This window comes from Pedobacter deserti (assembly GCF_024436415.1).
GTDB lineage: Bacteria > Bacteroidota > Bacteroidia > Sphingobacteriales > Sphingobacteriaceae > Pedobacter > Pedobacter faecalis.
Map to the genome: position 1 here is coordinate 1,776,091 of NZ_JAFMZQ010000001.1, position 18,951 is coordinate 1,795,041.

General features: G+C 45.9%; 18 protein-coding genes and 1 tRNA gene. 7 read left to right on the plus strand and 12 right to left on the minus strand.

Annotation, left to right across the window (positions count from 1 at the left end):
• The first annotated feature begins 29 nt into the window (after positions 1-29).
• Entirely contained in the window at positions 30-2,450 is a 2,421-nt protein-coding gene (locus J3P40_RS08025) for an alpha-ketoacid dehydrogenase subunit alpha/beta (protein WP_256007062.1), read from the plus strand.
• 46 nt (positions 2,451-2,496) lie between these two features.
• Here the strand turns inward: J3P40_RS08025 and aroC are convergent, their stop codons facing one another.
• The 6 genes from aroC to J3P40_RS08055 all read right to left on the minus strand — a co-directional run bounded on the left by aroC (position 2,497) and on the right by J3P40_RS08055 (position 8,362).
• Positions 2,497-3,591 carry a chorismate synthase gene (gene aroC / locus J3P40_RS08030; RefSeq protein ID WP_256004414.1) on the minus strand — a complete coding sequence of 365 codons (1,095 nt, stop codon included), beginning with the start codon at positions 3,589-3,591 and terminating at the stop codon, positions 2,497-2,499.
• Between the two features lie 9 nt (positions 3,592-3,600).
• Complete coding sequence (gene aroA / locus J3P40_RS08035; RefSeq protein WP_256004416.1) at positions 3,601-4,851, minus strand: 3-phosphoshikimate 1-carboxyvinyltransferase; 1,251 nt, start codon at positions 4,849-4,851, stop codon at positions 3,601-3,603.
• Positions 4,852-4,853: 2 nt separating this feature from the next.
• Positions 4,854-5,993, minus strand: coding sequence for a chorismate mutase (locus J3P40_RS08040; RefSeq protein WP_256004419.1), 1,140 nt, complete (start codon positions 5,991-5,993; stop codon positions 4,854-4,856).
• Between the two features lie 41 nt (positions 5,994-6,034).
• Complete coding sequence (locus J3P40_RS08045) at positions 6,035-6,868, minus strand: prephenate dehydratase (protein ID WP_256004421.1); 834 nt, start codon at positions 6,866-6,868, stop codon at positions 6,035-6,037.
• A 223-nt stretch (positions 6,869-7,091) separates the two neighbouring features.
• Entirely contained in the window at positions 7,092-8,156 is a 1,065-nt protein-coding gene (gene aroB / locus J3P40_RS08050; protein ID WP_256004424.1) for a 3-dehydroquinate synthase, read from the minus strand.
• Positions 8,156-8,362 (minus strand): RNA-binding S4 domain-containing protein, encoded by a 207-nt coding sequence (locus J3P40_RS08055; protein ID WP_256004427.1) that lies wholly within the window; start codon positions 8,360-8,362, stop codon positions 8,156-8,158. Before J3P40_RS08055 ends, aroB begins: the two co-directional genes overlap by 1 nt.
• 93 nt (positions 8,363-8,455) lie before the next feature.
• Between J3P40_RS08055 and J3P40_RS08060 the strand changes: the two genes are divergently transcribed.
• Positions 8,456-9,640 (plus strand): proline dehydrogenase family protein, encoded by a 1,185-nt coding sequence (locus J3P40_RS08060; protein ID WP_256004430.1) that lies wholly within the window; start codon positions 8,456-8,458, stop codon positions 9,638-9,640.
• On the opposite strand, the gene J3P40_RS08065 is transcribed toward J3P40_RS08060, so the two are convergent.
• Positions 9,635-10,288, minus strand: coding sequence for an HAD family hydrolase (locus J3P40_RS08065; protein ID WP_256004432.1), 654 nt, complete (start codon positions 10,286-10,288; stop codon positions 9,635-9,637). The genes J3P40_RS08060 and J3P40_RS08065 overlap by 6 nt on opposite strands.
• A gap of 54 nt (positions 10,289-10,342) precedes the next feature.
• Between J3P40_RS08065 and J3P40_RS08070 the strand changes: the two genes are divergently transcribed.
• From J3P40_RS08070 to J3P40_RS08085, 4 genes are all read left to right on the plus strand, one after another.
• Positions 10,343-10,416: transfer RNA gene (locus J3P40_RS08070), tRNA-Ile, on the plus strand.
• A 63-nt stretch (positions 10,417-10,479) separates the two neighbouring features.
• A complete protein-coding gene (locus J3P40_RS08075; RefSeq protein WP_256004435.1) occupies positions 10,480-10,662 on the plus strand; it encodes a hypothetical protein in 183 nt (60 codons plus the stop codon).
• Between the two features lie 117 nt (positions 10,663-10,779).
• Positions 10,780-11,151: a PadR family transcriptional regulator gene (locus J3P40_RS08080; RefSeq protein ID WP_256004438.1), complete on the plus strand. Its 372-nt coding sequence runs from the start codon at positions 10,780-10,782 to the stop codon at positions 11,149-11,151.
• Complete coding sequence (locus J3P40_RS08085; protein ID WP_256004441.1) at positions 11,148-11,567, plus strand: hypothetical protein; 420 nt, start codon at positions 11,148-11,150, stop codon at positions 11,565-11,567. Before J3P40_RS08080 ends, J3P40_RS08085 begins: the two co-directional genes overlap by 4 nt.
• Before the next feature lie 34 nt (positions 11,568-11,601).
• On the opposite strand, the gene J3P40_RS08090 is transcribed toward J3P40_RS08085, so the two are convergent.
• From J3P40_RS08090 to J3P40_RS08110, 5 genes are read right to left on the minus strand one after another with little or no spacing between them, the layout of a single operon-like run.
• Positions 11,602-12,006 (minus strand): response regulator, encoded by a 405-nt coding sequence (locus J3P40_RS08090; RefSeq protein WP_256004443.1) that lies wholly within the window; start codon positions 12,004-12,006, stop codon positions 11,602-11,604.
• Positions 11,996-13,075 (minus strand): hybrid sensor histidine kinase/response regulator, encoded by a 1,080-nt coding sequence (locus J3P40_RS08095; protein WP_256004446.1) that lies wholly within the window; start codon positions 13,073-13,075, stop codon positions 11,996-11,998. Before J3P40_RS08095 ends, J3P40_RS08090 begins: the two co-directional genes overlap by 11 nt.
• Before the next feature lie 10 nt (positions 13,076-13,085).
• Entirely contained in the window at positions 13,086-15,227 is a 2,142-nt protein-coding gene (locus tag J3P40_RS08100; RefSeq protein WP_256004449.1) for a sensor histidine kinase, read from the minus strand.
• Positions 15,224-15,949: a hypothetical protein gene (locus J3P40_RS08105; protein ID WP_256004451.1), complete on the minus strand. Its 726-nt coding sequence runs from the start codon at positions 15,947-15,949 to the stop codon at positions 15,224-15,226. Before J3P40_RS08105 ends, J3P40_RS08100 begins: the two co-directional genes overlap by 4 nt.
• Positions 15,939-18,251, minus strand: a complete 2,313-nt coding sequence (locus J3P40_RS08110; RefSeq protein ID WP_256004454.1) for an Rv1355c family protein — start codon at positions 18,249-18,251, stop codon at positions 15,939-15,941. Before J3P40_RS08110 ends, J3P40_RS08105 begins: the two co-directional genes overlap by 11 nt.
• Positions 18,252-18,471: 220 nt before the next feature.
• On the opposite strand from J3P40_RS08110, the gene J3P40_RS08115 reads away from it, so the two are divergent.
• The gene (locus tag J3P40_RS08115) at positions 18,472-18,939 is read left to right on the plus strand and encodes a response regulator (RefSeq protein ID WP_256004456.1); all 468 of its coding nucleotides are present in this window, start codon (positions 18,472-18,474) and stop codon (positions 18,937-18,939) included.
• The last annotated feature ends 12 nt before the right edge of the window (positions 18,940-18,951 follow it).

Genomic DNA, 18,951 nt, shown 5'->3' on the forward strand with positions numbered 1-18,951 from the left:
TATCTTTGCCGCAAATCGAATTGCTTATGATGCCAAATATGAATCTGACGACAAACCCGATTGATGCTTCTGAACTAAGCTTTGACGATTTCAAAGCTATTGTGATGAACGATTACAAGATCGCCTTTGAAAGCAGACAGGCCAGTATTTTGGGCCGTAAGGAGGTGCTTACCGGTAAGGCGAAATTCGGCATTTTTGGCGATGGAAAAGAAGTGCCCCAGATTGCTATGGCCAAGGCATTCAGAAAGGGCGACTGGCGGTCGGGTTATTACCGGGATCAGACCTTCGCTTTCGCTGCAGGCATATGTACACTTAAAGAGTTTTTTGCACAGTTATATGCCAATCCTAGCGTGGAAGCTGATCCGGCTTCTGCGGGAAGGCAAATGAATTGTCACTTTTCTACCCGCTCGCTGAACGAAGACGGCAGTTGGAAGAATATCACGGAAATTAAGAATTCATCTTCCGATATAGCGCCTACGGGCGGGCAGATGGCCCGGCTGGTTGGTCTGGCCTATGCTTCTAAATTGTACCGGCAGAACCCTGAGTTAAATTACCTTAAAGACTTTTCTATTGATGGTAATGAGGTAGCTTTTGGTACCATTGGAAATGCATCTACTTCAGAAGGGGTGTTTTTTGAAGCGATCAACGCTGCGGGGGTACTTCAAATCCCTATGGCCATGTCTATTTGGGATGATGCTTACGGAATTTCTGTTCCGGCAAAATATCAGACTACAAAGGAAGATATTTCAGAGATTTTGAAAGGCTTCCAGCGCGATGAGCAGGCTGCGGGTTACGAGATATATAAGGTTAGGGGATGGGATTATCCGGCACTTTGCGAGATCTATCAGCGTGCTGTAGCGGTATGCCGTGAAGAGCACGTGCCTGTCTTAATTCACGTTACTGAAGTTACGCAGCCTCAAGGCCATTCGACCTCTGGTTCGCACGAGCGCTATAAGGAGAAGGCCCGCCTGGAATGGGAGAAGGAATATGATTGTATCGTTCAGATGCGCAAATGGATTCTGGAATCGGCTATTGCTACGGAGGAGGAACTTAGTGAGATGGAGCAAACGGCCAAAAAGTTTGTACGGGATACCCAAAAAGAGGCCTGGGAAGAATTCCTGGCTACCATAAAGGTGCAGAAGGATGCTGTCGTTTCACTGATCGAGGCGCTGCCCGCCGGTAGCCGTGAGCTTAAAAAAATTGCCTCTCAGCTTGCTGCCACACCGGATGCATTGAGGAAGGAAGTGATTTCAAGTGCGCGTAAAGCGCTGCGGTTAACTGCAAATCAGCCTTCATCTCAGCGTACCGACCTCTTAAATTGGTATAATGAACAGGTTGAGCTGATCGACGACCAGTATCATTCCAAGTTGTTTACCGACGGGCTGGAGAGTCCTCTGGCCGTGCAGCAGGTAGATGCGGAATATGCGGACGACAGCCGGATGGTTGATGGCCGGGAGATATTGAACGCTTGTTTTGATGCTAATTTCGCGCGCGACCCTCGTTTGGTAGCCTTTGGTGAAGATCTTGGCGCTATAGGTGATGTGAACCAGGGCTTCGCAGGTTTGCAGGCTAAATATGGCGATTTGCGTATCACGGATACAGGTATACGTGAAATGACTATTGTGGGGCAGGGTATTGGTCTTGCGCTGCGTGGTCTAAAGCCCATCGCAGAAATTCAATATCTCGACTACCTCGTATTTGCGCTCAATGTGTTGAGCGATGACCTGGCGAGCTTGTCTTATCGCACCAAAGCGGGTCAGAAGGCTCCGGTGATTATACGTACGCGGGGGCATCGTCTTGAGGGGGTATGGCATTCGGGTTCGCCTACCTCAATGATACTCGGCTCGTTAAGAGGCTTGCACATTTGTGTGCCCAGAAATATGACCCAGGCAGCGGGGATGTACAATACGCTGTTCCGTTCGGACGAGCCGGCGCTGCTGATCGAATGCCTCAATGGCTACCGTTTGAAGGAGCGTTTGCCATTAAATGTGGGCGAATATACTGTGCCGTTGGGCAAAGCTGAGATCATCAGGTCTGGTACAGACGTTACCGTTGTTTCCTATGGATCTACACTACGCGTTGTAGAAGAGGCTGCCGCCGAGCTCGCACAAATGGGCATCTCTGTCGAAATCATTGATCCGCAGACCCTGCTTCCATTTGATACCGATCAGCTTTGCGCCAAATCATTGTCTAAAACCAACAAGTTGCTCGTTGTCGATGAGGATGTACCAGGAGGTGGAGCTGCCTTTATACTTCAGCAAATCCTGGAAGAGCAAAAGGGCTATTTTTATCTCGACGGTCAGCCGAGGACCCTGACTGCTCATGCGCACAGGCCGCCTTATGGTTCGGATGGTGATTATTTTAGTAAACCGTCTGTGGACGATGTGGTTGAGGCAGTGTACCAGATGATGCACGAGCATAACGCTGCGAAATTCCCGGCTATATTCTGAGTTGCGGAAAGAAGTGCTTAATTATCATTATACAGAAACGAGCAGATTAATTTAATCTGCTCGTTTTGTTTCTTAGCAGATGGTCTGCCAGTACCAATGCTGCCATAGCTTCTACAATCACTACAGCGCGCGGGACTACACAAGGATCGTGTCTGCCTTTGCCAGTGATTTCAGCGGCCTGGCCAGCTGAATTAATGGTTTGCTGATTGTGCATGATGGTAGCTACGGGCTTAAAAGCCACCGTAAAATTGATCTCCATCCCGTTAGATATGCCACCCTGTATGCCACCCGAGAAATTGGTCAGCGTTTTAGGCAAGCCACCTTCGGCAGCAAGAAATATATCATTGTGTTCCGAGCCTCTCATCTCACTTCCGGCAAAACCTGACCCATATTCGAAGCCGTGAACAGCGTTGATGCTGAGCATTGCTTTTCCGAGATCAGCATGGAGCTTGTCGAACACCGGCTCCCCGAGGCCAACCGGACAGTTTTTTACGATGCAGCTGACCTTTCCGCCTACGGTGTCACCATCTTTTCTTACACTATCGATAAAGGTGATCATCTGGTTGGCTGTTGCCGGATCTGCACATCTCGCAATGTTTTCCTCCCGTATTTGTAAGAGTTCGCCGATGTTGTCGGTGGTGAGGTTTGGTGCCTGAATAGTACCGACCGCAGAGACATGCGCAAAGATCTCAACTTCATGATGCTTTAACAGGAGTTTTGCTATGGCTCCGGCTGCCACACGTGCTGCCGTTTCCCTGGCCGAGGAACGACCCCCGCCACGATGGTCGCGTATGCCGTACTTCGCATCATAGGTATAGTCGGCATGAGAAGGTCTGTATACGTCGGTGTTATGATTATAGTCTTTACTGCGCTGATCCTCATTGGGAATCAGCATCATGATTGGCGTACCTGTGGTTTTACCCTCAAAGGTGCCCGAAAGAATCTGTACCGTGTCACTCTCTTTGCGTTGTGTGGTTATTTTAGATTGTCCCGGTCTGCGTTTATCAAGTTCAGACTGTATAAAGTCGAGGTCGACAGGCAGTTGCGCAGGGCAGCCATCAATAATAACCCCTATTGCGGCACCGTGCGACTCGCCAAAGGTCGTGATACGGAAAAGTTGTCCGAATGTATTACCAGCCATCTTCTTAAATTAAATTTCTGTAACAGTAAAACCAGCCTTCTGTAAGTCATTCCAGAACGCAGGATAGGATTTTTCGACCACGTCCATCTCTTCCAGCACGACTTCTTTAATACAGAGACTTAAAGGGGCAAATGCCATCGCCATCCTGTGGTCTTCGTAGGTGCTGAAAGTGACACGTTCAGGAAAATGCAGATTGTCGCAGTTCAGGGTATACACCAGGCCGTCGGCCGCCAGTGTAACGCCAAGTTTGGCCAGTTCTGTTTGTAAGGCCTTTATGCGGTCGGTCTCTTTGATCTTCAATGTTTCCAGACCTGTAAATGAAAGATTCTGTCGCAATGCGGCAGCGCATACAATGATGGTTTGCGCCAGATCGGGACAGTCTTTCAGATCAAGCAGATCGTTGCTGAACTGTTTAGGGCAGCTTTCAAGTGCGATGCCGTTCTGCTGTCTTTGTGTGCTGACACCGAAAGCCTCCATAATAGACCTGATCCGGCTGTCGCCCTGCAAACTCTTATCTTTCAGGTAAGGCAGAGCGATCTTCGCCTTGTGTGCCAATGCTGCAATACTATACCAATAGGAAGCGGCACTCCAGTCGGGCTCAACGCTCAGCGTAGCGGCCTTGAACTGCTGTTTGGGGATGCTGATCTCGTTACCGTTCCAGTGATGCGAAACGCCAGCCTCTTTCAGCATATCCAGCGTCATATTTACATAGGGCAGGGAAGTAAGTTCACCTTCGATCTGCAGGGTAAGGCCGAGCGGCAGGGTTGGAGCAATCATAAGCAATGCAGAGATGTACTGACTGCTTACATCACCTTTTATGCGTACAGTATCTGTGCGCTGCTGAAACGGTCCCTTAATGCGCAAAGGAGGGAAGCCCTGTTCTTCTGCATAGCTTATATCTGCGCCGATATCGCGGAGCGCTTCACTGAGTATGCCAATCGGGCGCTTTTTCATGCGCTCTGTGCCGGTCAGCGTAAATTCTCCCGTTCTTGTCGGCAAAAAAGCTGTAAGAAAGCGCATGGCTGTACCCGCCGGTCCAACATCCACAGTCTGGTGCGCGTTGCCTGAAGATAGCTGGTCCAGTATACGCTTCAGGGTAACAGTATCAGCGGCGTCCGACATGTTCTCGATTCCGACTGTGCCTTCGCTAAGGGCACTGATGATCAGTGCCCTGTTGCATTCACTTTTTGAACCTGTCAGGCAGATTTCTGTGTCAATATGTTTTTCTCCAATAAAGGAAACAAACGCGTTCTTGCCCATTATTAAGATTTAACTTCTGTATGAGCCTCCGCTGCAATTCCTTTTTCTGCTTTACCGGCGTTCATAATTTCAGTTTGTTTACGGATAGATTCTCCGTGTACCAATTCAAGGAATTTCTCGATAAAGTTCTGATCCAGCTTAAGTGCTTTTGCAAAAGAAAGACCTTTTTTAATGATGGCATCCCAGCGGTTTACCTGCAAAATGGTTACCTGGTTGTCGCGCTTAAATTCCCCGATTTTTCCAACGATTGCCATACGCTCGCCAAGCTTTTGCAGCAGCAGGTCGTCGATTTTGTCGATTTGCTTACGGAGGTCGGCCAGTTGATCGGTAAATGCCTCGTTTTTAGACTCTGGTTCACGTACGGTCAGGTTATTTGCAAGTTCTGCAAGCGCTGCAGGGGTAACCTGTTGCTTTGCGTCGGTCCATGCCACAGAAGGATCCACGTGCGATTCGATCATTAATCCCTGCATGTCAAGATCAAGCGCTTTCTGAGCGATGTAAGGGATCAATTCGCGGTTACCGCAGATGTGACTAGGGTCGTTGATAATAGGTAGATCCGGCAATAAGGTCTTCAATTGAATCGCAAGCTCCCACATAGGTTCATTGCGGAAAGAGCTCTTTTCGAAAGAAGAGAAGCCGCGGTGAATTGCACCAAGTTTGGTGATGCCCGCACGGTTTATCCTTTCTAAGGCGCCAGCCCAAAGCTGCAGGTCAGGGTTTACTGGGTTCTTAACCAGTACCGGAATGTCAACACCTTTCAGCGCGTCTGCAATTTCCTGTACGGTGAATGGGTTAACGGTTGAACGCGCTCCGATCCACAGGATATCAACTCCTGCAGCCAGGGCCTCTTCTACGTGCTTGGCATTGGCCACTTCTACTGCTGTCGGAAGGCCGGTTTCTGCTTTAGCGCGCTTCAACCATTCGAGACCGATGCTGCCGATACCTTCAAACTCTCCCGGACGTGTACGCGGCTTCCAAATCCCGGCTCTTAATACCGATACCTTGCCTGTGTCTGCCAGCAAATGCGCTGTGGTGAGCAACTGCTCTTCCGTTTCGGCACTGCATGGACCAGAGATAATAAGTGGTTCGTTGTTCGTGTTTAGCCAGGTGTTAAGTGGCTGAATGTTTAATTGTAGTTTCATTGTTTGGGGGTTTAAAAATTTAAATATTGTTTATGTGTTTATCAGACTTTATCGTTTTTCTGGTATTCGCCCATAATGTTAAAGTCGACGGTGTATTTCAGTGACTGGCGTATGGCTTTGTCGTATTTTTCCATGTCCGACCATTCCATGTCTATATAGAAGTAATACTCGTTGCGCTTGCCTAAAACCGGCATGCTCTGTATTTTGGTCAGGTTGACTCTCTGCTCGGCGAAAATATTTAACACCTTGGCCAGTGCCCCAACGTGGTTGCCGATCTGAAAGCATATAGATGCTTTATTGATATCGGTAACCTCTTCAGAGCGGTCGTTTTTGAGAATAAGAAAGCGGGTGAAGTTCTTTTTGTTCGACTCGATCCGTCTTTCGATAATGTTCAATCCGTACAGTTCAGCAGCAAGCGTATTGGCAATAGCTACGGTGTCGGTGAGTTGTTGCTCTTTAATTTTCTTGGCACAGGCGGCGGTATCACTTCCCTCAATAACCTGAATATGTGGGTAATCGTAGAAAAAATCTACACACTGACGGATCGCAATGGGGTGGGAGGTCGCAAACTTTACGTCTTCGAATTTAACACCCGGAAGTGCCATCAGATGAAGCTGGATAGCCAGGTAAACTTCTCCCACCACGGCAAAGTTGTACTCGCGGATCAGAGTATAGTTGGGAAGCAGGCTGCCTGCGATTGAATTCTCGATGGCCATTACCACGTAGTCGGCTTTGCCATCACGCAGCACATCGCAGGTTTCCTTAAAGGAAGAGCACTCAACAGTCTGGATGTCCTTTCCAAAAAACTTGAATGCAGCTTCTTCGTGGAATGATGCCTTAATGCCTTGAATCGCTACTCTTGGTGCCTTTTTCATTTAACTTTTTGTTCTAAATCTTATCCTTTAAACGCAAAAAGTCCCGGCGTTTGGCCGGGACTTTTATATACTTTTATCTTACTGATATCAATGCATATTAGTCCCGGCTCTTACTAAAGTAGTAAAAGTATCCAAACCAATATGTAGTGATGTTGTTCATTTCTTTTTTGTTCCGCCAAATGTACAAAGTAATTTTAATTTGTCAATAGCAAAGTGAAAATATTTATGATGGCAGACCGTTATAATACTCCAGGCTTTCTTTGACCTGTTCCTCACTTACTTGACAGTTGAAATCACATTGCCCGATTTCACGAAGTAAAGAAAACATGATCTGCCCATTCTCGTTTTTCTTATCACTTTTCATCAGGTCGAGCAGCGCGCTGTGACTTTCCGGCTTTATCCTGTAGGCCGGATATATGGCAGTAATATAGGAAGAAATGTCTTCCAGTTCAGCCGCTGTCAGGTTATTGCTAAGCTTAGAAAGATATCCCTCGCATACCATCCCTATGGCAATGGCTTCGCCGTGCGTAAGCGGATTTTTATCGTGCTTTAGCGAATAGGTCTCTACGGCATGTCCTATCGTATGCCCGAAGTTCAATATCTTCCTTAGCCCTTTCTCCTGCGGATCGGTAGTCACCACCTTGTTTTTAATCGCAATGGAGTGATGGATGTCTTTAATGTTAACTGCTTCATAATCGCTTTCCTTAAGCGCCTTATAGTATTCTGCATCCGCTATTAATCCGTGTTTCACCATTTCCGCAAAGCCTGAAAGAAGTTCACGCTTGGGCAAGCTACCGAGAAAAGCACTCTCGATAAATACTGCCTGAGGCAGGGCAAAAGTGCCCACCATATTTTTAACGTTGTCGATATCTATGCCGGTCTTACCACCCACAGAAGCATCAACCTGCGATAACAACGTAGTAGGAATGTTGACGAAGTCGATACCCCGCTTGTAGGTAGACGCCACAAAACCGCCCATGTCGGTTACCACCCCGCCGCCCAGGTTAATCATCAGGCACTTGCGGTCGGCTTCAAAATCCAGAAGGGTTTTCCAGATGCCTATACAAAAATCGATGTTTTTGTTTTCCTCTCCCGGATCTGTTTCAATCAGATCGAAAGCTGAAAAACCGTCCAGCATACTTTGAAACACAGGTAAGCAGGATTCCAGCGTATTGGAGTCGACAAAAACGAAAACCTGACTGTATTTGCCCGATTGAATCAGTTCTGAGAGCGGCGCAAGGCCGGTCTCAAAATAAACATTGTAGCCTGCGCTTTCAATCGTTTCCATCAGCTTACTAAGATCTTTTGTTCCATAAATTCAACTACATCACCGCGGCGTACCTTCAGCCGTTTACGGTAATCTACAGTGCCGTTATATCTTACCAGGCCATCTTCAACAATCGTCTGCGCTTCGCCTCCGCTCATTACAAGTCCGGTCGCCTTTAGCAGTTGTATCAGCGGAATAAATTCGCCCTCAAGTTTAAACTCTATCATCAGGACAAACTTACAACTATTTATAAAGTGTTTTACCGCCCAGTGGCGGGGATTTTATATTTTTGTCGCAAAACGACTAACTGCAATCCATAAATGGAACTATCTCCCAAGAAATCAATTAATTTTGATGATACCGAAATCGCTTTCCGCAACAAATCCAACGGTGAATTAAACGCGGCTTACTGGCTGTTTAAGATCATCAGCAGCAATTTTCTGACACGTACGGGGCCGCCGGTTGCCAACTTTATGCTCAACATCGGACTGCCAATTAAGGGACTTATCAAGAAGACGATTTTCAAGCACTTTTGCGGGGGGGAAACCATCGCCGAATGCGAGCACACCATAGCGCAGCTTTACGCAGGTAAAGTGGGTACCATACTTGATTACTCGGTAGAAGGGGAGGAGGATGAGCAGGTTTTTGATTTTACATGTGCGGAGATCATACGTACCATTGAACGGGCGGCGGGCGACCCGCGCATACCTATAACCGTATTTAAGGTTACGGGTATAGGGCGCTTTGCACTGCTGGAAAAACTTGATGCAAAGCAATCTCTAACTACAGCAGAAGAGGCGGAGTTTGGTAAGGTAAAGCAGAGATGTGAGAAGATATGCCGTACAGCGTTCGACAAGGGTGTCCCGGTGATGATCGATGCTGAAGAAACCTGGATTCAGGATACCATCGATATGCTGACGATGGACATGATGCGATTGTTCAACAAACAAAGGATTATCGTTTATAACACCTACCAGATGTATCGCCATGACAAGCTTTCCGGAATGATTACCGATCATGAAACGGCGCAGCAGGAGGGCTTTATTCTCGGCGTTAAGATGGTAAGAGGTGCGTATATGGAAAAGGAACGCAAGCGTGCGGAAGAGATGGGATATCCTTCACCGATACAGCCCGACAAGGGGTCGTCCGACCGTGATTTTGATGCGTCACTAAGATATGCGGTAGAGCATATTGACAGCCTGGCCTTTGTTTGCGGTACGCATAACGAGGAAAGTTGCCGGTTGCTTTCAAACCTGCTGAATGAACACGGTATCAGTCATAATCACCCACATGTGTATTTCGCCCAGTTGCTGGGTATGAGTGACAACCTCAGCTTTAATTTATCTGACGCCGGGTATAACGTGGCTAAATATGTTCCGTACGGACCGGTAAAGGCGGTTATGCCTTATTTGTTCAGAAGAGCTCAGGAGAATACCTCTATAGCCGGACAAACCAGCCGTGAGCTGAGCCTGATCATCAAAGAAAAGAAGAGACGGCGGTTATAATAGCCCGTGATCAGACAGGAAGGTGTGCAGTTGCGAAGGATGCCGGTCCATCAACAGGGTACGCAAACCTGCTTTTCGGGCGCCTTCCAGGTGCTGGGGACTGTCGTCTATGAATAATGTTTCCTCTGGCTTGAGCCCGTTTTCCTGCAGTACACGTTCAAATATAGCGATATCGGGTTTACGAAGGAACATCTGCTGGGAGTAATAGACACGCTCGAACAGGGATTCGTTTCCGGTCATCTCATACTTATTCTTCAGATGGTCTGTGATCCAGTTGTAATGGATTTCGTTGGTATTGCTCAGCAGAAATGTCCGGTATCGTTCTTTGGCCCTCAGCAGCGTGTCGTGTACATGTTTAGACGGGACGCCGATCAGCAGACTATTCCAGGCATCGTTTATTTGGCCGTCGGTCAGATCTAGGTTGCCGGTCGCCGTTCTTATCGCATCCCTGAACTGCGCCGGACTGATCGCTGCAGTTTCCAGATCGTTAAAGATTTGGTTGTGTCCTTTATGTGCGAAAAACTCCTCCACGTTGCTGATACCCAGTTTAGAGAAGGCATTTTGGGTTCTTAAGAAGTCAATTTCGAAGATTACATTGCCGTAATCGAAAATGATGTTTTTTATTTTTTGTGCTAAATCCGTTTCCATAATTGGATACAAATATGTAACATTGCACTCGCAAAATCACTATAGATTTTCACTGCGCCTATAGCTCAGTCGGTTAGAGTAGAAGACTCATAATCTTTTGGTCCCTGGTTCGAGCCCAGGTGGGCGCACTGGCCTCCTAAGTACATTAGGGGGCTTTTTTTTACATCTTAACCCTTGGATTAACCTGCTAAATGCTTAGCTTCGGTGGATTTGCCACAGCCGGCATGATTGAAGCGGTGTTGGGTGATGGAGAGATTCAGCGCTTTTCCTATTCTTTCACGAAAAAGGGCGAACTATTGATAAATCCGAAGGGCGGTCGTTTCGCCTGTTACGACGGCTATGGATGTATCACTCGCTACAAGAGAATCGAATAAACTTTGAGCTATTCCATATTCCCGAACGATCATTTTAGCTTTATCAAATAATATTTTGCGTTGACATGTTAAATACTATCTTTGTATAGTACAAGTTGTATAGAACATTATGGTTATATGAAACGCGATAACAGAGTGCAGGAGCTTTTATCTTCCTGGGAAGAAACTTATAAGAAGGGTCAGCTTACATTATGGATTTTTCTGTCTCTTCAGGAAAGTAGAAAATATGTTGAAGAAATCAGGGAATTCGTGGAGACTAGAAGTCAAGGAACTATAACCTGCGAAGAGCAAAGTCTATATAGGGCTTTAAGAAAGTATGAACAAATTCAGGTGTTAAATTATGAATTAAGAAAAGGCAATAAAGGTCCGGATAGGAAATACTATTATTTAACGCCACTCGGGAAGGAGCTCTTTGATCAATTTGTTAGCAGGAACATTGACCTGTTTTATTCTCAAGAAATTATAAACCTTTTAAATAATAAGCTATGAAAACAATTACAATCTATCTCCTAAAATTTATTTTGACCGCAATTGTATTAACTGTTGCCTGGAGGTATTGCATGAGCTACGGAATCGATAGCAACTCATCGGTGGTTGTGGCTTTATCGGCAGTCGGATATGCGCTAGCGATGTTTGCTTCCGGTTGGCATTTTGGGAGGAAACAGGGGGAGTTTCTACCAATTTTCGATGTAGGGGTTAGATTCCACTTTTCAACCTATATCGTTTACCATGTCGTTGCGGAACTATGGTTTGCTTTCGGCCTCAATTCGAGCTATGAGCAGATCGTAACAATTCGCTCAACGGAGATCGTTTGGGGTGCTATCGTAGTCATTCATTTTATGGTCTTTCTTTGGGCAAAGAAAACCTCAATAAACAACCTTCACAGAAAGGATCTGTTTGACTAATGAGAAGCCTACGCAAAGGAGTTAAGAACGGTGCTTATAAATATTTATCCAGCACTTTCTGAAGTTCAGTGGGGAAGAGCGGCTTTTTAAGGAGTTTAATAACGTAAGGGTTGGCCTCGGCGCGCTTAATATCGCCGAAGTCCAGTGTAGACGATAGTATGGCAATAAGGCATTTACTTTTTACCCGATCCGGGAAGTTTTTGAAAATCTCCAGAAAATCAAAGCCATCCATTTCCGGCATCTGGATATCCAGTAGAATGAAGTCGGGCAGGTTATCTTCGTCATCGAGGTGCCTGTTTAAATAGGATAAGGCTTCGTCTCCCGACTGACAGGTTATAATCTGGTCAAACAGCTTAGAGATATTAATGACCTTAGAATTGATCTTTAAGTCAATTTCATTGTCATCTATCAGCATGACCTTTCTTGCTTTACTTGACATTAGGAATAAATATTTTAAAAGTTGTACCCTCCAGATCACTTGAAGTCACAGAGATCCTGCCGTTGATTTTGTTCAGGGCCTCCTTCACAATGAAGAGCCCGAGCCCTGTTCCGTGATTTGTCTTCGTTTTAAAAAACTGCGTGAAGATCTTTTCCAGATGCTCATTAAGTATACCCACGCCGTTGTCGCTGATGATAATCTCCGCTGCCTCCTCCGTAGCAAGGACGCTGATGCTTACCCTCTTGTTTTGTTCATCCTCTTTCTGGTATCGGATGGCGTTTGAAATCAGGTTGCCAAGGATTACCTCTATGCGAAATGCATCGCCGTAAAATGGACCTGTTTGCCGGATGTTTAAATCAAACTTGGTATCCGTATCTGTATACGCATAAAGGTCAACGAGCTCACTGACGAGCGAATTGAAACTTACCAGCGAATTCTCGGAAGCTACCTTATTGTTTTTATAATACTGCAGTGTTTTCTGGATATAATAATCCAGTTTGTTGGAACACGACTCGATCAGACCCCAGTATTCGCCGCATGAGTCGTACAAGCCTTCCATCTTTACCAGATTAACAACGCCCATCGTAGAAACAAGAGGTGCGCGAAGCTCGTGCGATATACTGTAGATAAACCGGTTCAACTCATCATTTGTTTTTTCCAGTTCAGCTACCTTGTTCCTCAGATCGATTTTGGCTTTATAAGCGTCGTACGCATTTTTGATCGAATTGTGAAGTTCCAGATCGTTCCAAGGTTTGGTTACATACCTGTATACGTCGCCGTGGTTTATGGCATCCGCAAGAGCCTCTATATTTGTATAGCCTGTTAGTAATATACGAACCGGGTCAGGGAAAGTTTCTGAAATGCGTCTGAAAAACTCAACCCCGGTGATTTCAGGCATTTTCTGGTCGGCCAATATAACATGGATTTCAACATTTTCAAGCAGTTCTATGCCCTCAACCGCGGATAGCGCAGTATATATCTCATACTGTCTTCGGAAACCTGCCCGGAAAGCCACCAGGTTACTTTCCTCGTCGTCGATGTACAGGACACGTATGGTCTGCGTGCTCATAGAAGGAGTATTAATGTTTTATAGGCAAGTTAATAATAAATTCGGTACCTTCATTAACTTTTGTTACAACATCAATTGTGCCCCTGTGGTTTTCGATAATCCTGAAAACGATGGATAAACCGAGGCCTGTTCCCTCACCAACGTCCTTTGTTGTAAAAAACGGCTCAAATATCTTTTGTTTGACGGAATCAGGCATACCGGTTCCCGAATCCTTGATGCTTATTTTTACATGATCCCCTTCCTGCCATGTTTTGAGCGAGATAAACTCTTCTTCATTTTGTACCGGTTTAGACTTTATGGCGTGAACAGCGTTAGACATCAGGTTCATGAACACCTGGTTGATCTTACCCGGCATGCATTCCACTTCTGGAACGGGCTGATAGTCCTTAACTATTTTAAGGTTTCCCGGGAAGGTACTTCTGATCAGCACCAGGGTAGAGTCGAGCCCTTCAGCAATATTAACAGGTTTGGTATCGTTCTCGTCTAGCCGGCTAAAGTTTTTCAGGCTTCTGATGATCTCAGCTGTGCGTTTAGCGCCTTCACCGATACCGGAAAGCAAGGATTTGATCTCTTCCCTTACAAAATTCAAATCGATACGTTTCTTGAAAGATTCGATCGCACTGATTTGAGACTGGAGGTCTTTTTCCGGATCCAGCTTTTCGTACATTTGGATAACATCGTTAAGGTCGTTGATATCCAGTTCGAGAGGCTTTATATTGGAGGTCACAAAATTGATCGGGTTATTGATCTCATGGGCGATACCCGCCGTTAACTGCCCCAGTCCGGCCATCTTCTCCTGATCCACCAGTTGCGACTGAGCTTCTTTCAGGTCGGTGAGCGTGGCATTCAACGTATCATTAGCGGTTTCAAGAGCCTCTGTACGTTCTTTTACCTTGATTTCGAGGAGCACGTTTTGTTCTCTTACCAGCTTTTCGTTCTCTGTTACAACTTCAAGGGCACGCGCTTGCGACTCTTCTTTCTCTCTTTTAAAGATGTTGATCTTATCGGCAAGGGCAAACGACAGTAAAGTGACTTCGGTTGCAGAAGCGATCTGCAGGATATATATCGTCACATTGTTGTACGGAATAATGTTGTAATCTTTCATGATAAACAAACACGCACCTACCAGCAGCAACGACCAGGCGATCAGGAAATATTTTGCTGGGGCAAATCCTTGCTTGTACACTATGAAACCGATATACAAGGCAATCAATGATCCTACGAAGGTGGCCAGCTGCATCGTAATAAAGTCCAGATGTTTGGCCCCGAAAAGGGTAAAACAGAGGCTAAGCGAAAAGGTAGACAGGTTAAAATAAATCAGTCGGGAGAGGAGTTTCTCGTACTTGCCGATATTGAGGAATTCCTTAATAAAGATAAAGGCAGTGATTCCCGAAAGCGACGAGAACACACTTACCGAGTTTGCCGCAAGCCAATCATTATTTAACCACAGATACTTGCTGGCAAAGCCCGAAATGGAGATTTGTGTGAGCCAGATCGACAAAATGTACAGCACGTAATAAATGTAACTTCTGTCGCGTACCGAGATGTACAGGAAGGAGTTGTAGATCAGCATCACAAACATGATTCCGGAATACAGTCCGAAGAGCATTTCTTTCGAGATCAGATCGCCGCTGAGAGATTCCTGGGTGCCGACCTTTAAAGTTGTTACGAGCAATTCATTGCTCATCAGTTTTACGAAAACCTCATAAGAATCGGTGCCCGGAATCTTTGGCAGGTTCGCAATAAATCCGGTTCCCGGCCATTGACGGTTAGGAACGTCTTTAATGGCCGTAACAGGCACACGCCTTATCAGGTTATCATTAGTAACCACATAGCATTCCGGGGTCATCAACCTCGACTGCTCTATAAGCAGAACGGCGTTGTCCTGCTTCGGCGCAGTCATATGGAGTTTTACCCAGCCGGCATTTTTAGAGATGCCAAAATTAATGACTTTGCTGTCGCTCCGGTAAAACCAGTCAGATTTTCGGATGTCCTCGATCCGGTCGTTGCCTTCGCGGGGCGGGAGCAACCAGGCGCGCTCGCCCAGGTCGGTAGTGCGTTGAACGTTAGAATCTGCGATGTTGTCATGAGCATTGCATACCGACCATACGGTCATGATCAGCATGCCGATCAAAAATGTAAACCTCTTCAAGATGTGATGCCTTTGATTCTTAAGTCAAAATGTATATCAATAGGACCATGCTTGGTCTCTACCGTTTTATCCATAACCAGGTTGTTCCTGAGTTCCATAATGGCCCCCCGCTCTTCCGGGAATGTGTTGTCCAACGTAATAACATCGTCTATAATAAGGGCTGTCGCCGTGAGGTCTTCTTTTGGATAATAAAACTTGCCTTTGTTGCCAATCGTGTCTATCACTCTGAAGCCCGTCCGGATACAGTTCCGATATGTGGCAGGCGCACACAAAGCAAAGAGCGATTTCATCTTTAACTGTTCGGTAATGGCCACACAGGTACGGCCTAAAAAGATACTCCCGATACCCAATCCTGCCACTTCCCATGAGTTCCATAGTCCGCAGCATTCTCCGGTAACCAGCGTGTTTTCCTCCATAACCATCTTGTAAATGCGATCATCGATATAGCCCACTGCATCTTCAATGGGCAGTGGAAATTTATCATCGGCGATCTGTATTCTTCCGCCAGCCAGAATTCTGTCGTCATCTTCGGCTGTTACAACCACGAGATAAACGTTCGGATTCAGCATCCAGTCAATCTTAGCAGATGTGATCTGCGTGATCCCGAATATCTCCAGAACCTTAGTATGCCCTTCTACAAATTTAAGGCAGGTCTGCCTTTCGTCCACAGCCCTGAAAGCCCGGAACTGCAGTTTATCTATTTTTGGTTTGTTAGTTTCCAATACTCAGTGTGTCTTTAATGGGTTTGCGGATCGTTCTCATTTCCGAATCAGAAGCTTTGAAGAGCCTGAACAAAAATATCTCAGCTTTTTCATCGTTGGTGTCAAAAATCTGACAGAATTTTCGTCTTAACTCAGTCAGGTGCGCAGAAGTATCTCTATCTAGTCCGGCACCCTTGCCATGGATGTTTCTGTAAAAGAAGGCCAGAGGAACAGACAATGGGTGCATTTGATAACCATAAGCTGAGGCTGCCAGCCATAATCGCTCCACAGCACGGCCACCTTCCAGAAAATTTTGATTGGCGATGGTAGGCATCGTCACCAGGCCGATTGCCGACGCCGTAGCCATTTGTGTTACGGATACTTTCTTAAACACCGTCCCACCGTTAATCTTTTTGAGGAAATCAATCGCCTGCGGATCCTTAAGCAGACGGAGACCAATCAAATCGTTCATGCCGAGATCAAGCGTATGCACACCGATCCCGTCCTTTCTGGATTCAACCTCCTCAGGTGTCCAGCGCATTTCCCTGTGGATAAAATCCCAATGGGCCTCGGGCGTAAAGAACCGCATCAAATCGGTCTCCGCCACTATCTCGCCAATCTGCTGCTGGCGTTTTACATCAAACACCCATTCTATCTCAGCGCCAGGTACATCTGTAACGACCTTCGACAAATGGTGCATTTCTTCGGGTGCCATCAGTACCCTGGAACTGTTCTTTCTGTTGGTATGCCGGTTTCCGATCTGGGCGGCAAGTTTAAGCGATAATTCCGATGGCGCCTCCTTATTTTTTTTGAACCTGAATGATGCCACATGCGTAGGGAAACCAGATGAAGCGTATTCCCAGATCACCTCCAGCCTTTCTTTTTCGGCAGTAAGCAAAAGGTTCTCAATGGCTGCACCCAGGGAAATCATCGACGAAGTATCATTGAAGTCCAGAAATGCGTCTGAACACGACTTATCGAAAAATAAGTGCAGTATATTATTCTTATAGTGCCATTTCCAGGGCTGACTGTTACCACCCGAAGGTGCCAGGCCTGCTGCTGTTACCATCAGTTCCAGTTCTTCACTGCCAAGCGGCTCGCCATCTGGAACGCTGCTCGAAGCCGACATTCTGTCCATATCGTCCACCGTTAAAGGAGGTGTAGCCTGCTGCTGCAGTTCCCTTTCTTTGGGCGGATCGCTGATCAGTTCGTCTATATCAATAAAAAACCTTCCGGAAACATGCAGGGAGTCAAGTAATATCTTTCTCGAAAGATCAGCTGTGATACCGCCCCCGTAAGTTACGGCGCTTGATAACTGCGGCCATGTGGTAATGGTTTGCATGATCTCAATAGCTGAAGCTTTCATGCGGGGCGATAAAGTTTCGAGTCCGCTGATGGGCACCATATAAGGAAGCTTTTCTTCACTCGTTTTGAGGTCTTTTACGCGGCTAATGTCCAAATGTGCCACAGAGCCATGTAGAATTGGCCGTTCAGGCTCAAGGTCAAACCGTTCAATGTCAATCGTTCCCCTGTCGCTCGCCTCCATAACCACGGGTATGCCCATTTCCCGCGCCTTTACCCGGCAATTGATCTTTATATCTATACTGTCACACTCGTCAATAAGAAGGTTCAGTTTTCCGTTTCCTGCAAGAAACTCTTCCAGGTTATTTTCCGTAATGCCCTCATGAAAAGGAACTACTTTTAAGAAAGGATCAATCTCGGCGATCTCGCGAGCTACGATCACGGTCTTTTTGAGGTTTACATTATGTACCCCACAACGGATGCGGTTAAGGTTTGTCAGGTCCAGGGTATCGAAGTCTGCAATCCGCAACTCTCCAAAGCCGCGTTCTATGGCCAGGGTCAGTGAAACCGACTGACCAACAGAAAGACCGATGACACCGATTTTTTTCTCGGCAAGCCGGTCCTGCTCTTCCTGCGTTATTTTATGCTTATTGCGATTGGTCCGTACCGTAATATACTCCTGTTCATCCAGAATATGCACCACTTTGCCAAGCCAGGGGTAATACACCCAAACGCCATATACAGATATGTCCGTTCCGTTCAAATGCGCTTCAATAGCTTGTCGTATCGACCGATCGTCGAGGACCCTGTTAGGGTTTATCGACTTGATCAGGTCTTTCAACTGGTGATAGATTGTGTCAAACACCTGGATATGAGGTGCGCTGAGCAGCAGATCCTTCAATGCTTTTTCATCTTCCTCCTTATTAATACGGAAAAATGTCGGAAGATAAACATCGTTTTGAAGTTCAGTAGTCAGAATAGCCTCTTTAAGAAAATTGTTGTTGTCTTTAAGAAAATGCATGTGTCGATTAGTTATGCCCTAGCAGGTATTACGGTACCCGTTAAAATCTACTAAAATTAGGGTTTTAAAGGTTATTATAAAAATGTATGTTTAACTTTTTATTAGCTGGCAGCAGTGTTTGTTTATTTGTTTGCCGCTACTGAATCAAATACTGAAATTATAGACAGGTGTTTAAAAAAACACCCGAAAGTGATATATTTAACAAAAATATTTTGTGGATATGAGTTCAGATACATTAATAAGTGTTTTGTACGTAGACGATGAAGTTCATAACCTGAACTCTTTTAAGGCCGGATTTAGGAGGTTGTTTAATGTTTTTACTGCAGAATCGGCAGTAGAGGGAAGGAAGATACTGGAGTCTGAAAATATTCATGTGATCATCACCGACCAGCGGATGCCGGTCATGACAGGAATTGAGTTCCTGGAATCCATTATACCAGATTTTCCAGACCCGATAAGAATCTTGCTTACCGGCTATGCTGATATTAATGCGGTTATAGATGCTATTAATAAAGGGCAAGTATATAAGTACATACAAAAACCCTGGATGGACGAAGACCTGCGTATTAATATTGAAAAGGCATATGAAATATATGCGCTCCGCAAAGAGAACCGAGAACTTACGGAACAACTATTGCTGGCCAATAAGCAGTTAGAGTTCCTGCTCCGTCAAAACCTGCTTTCATAGGTATGTAAAACC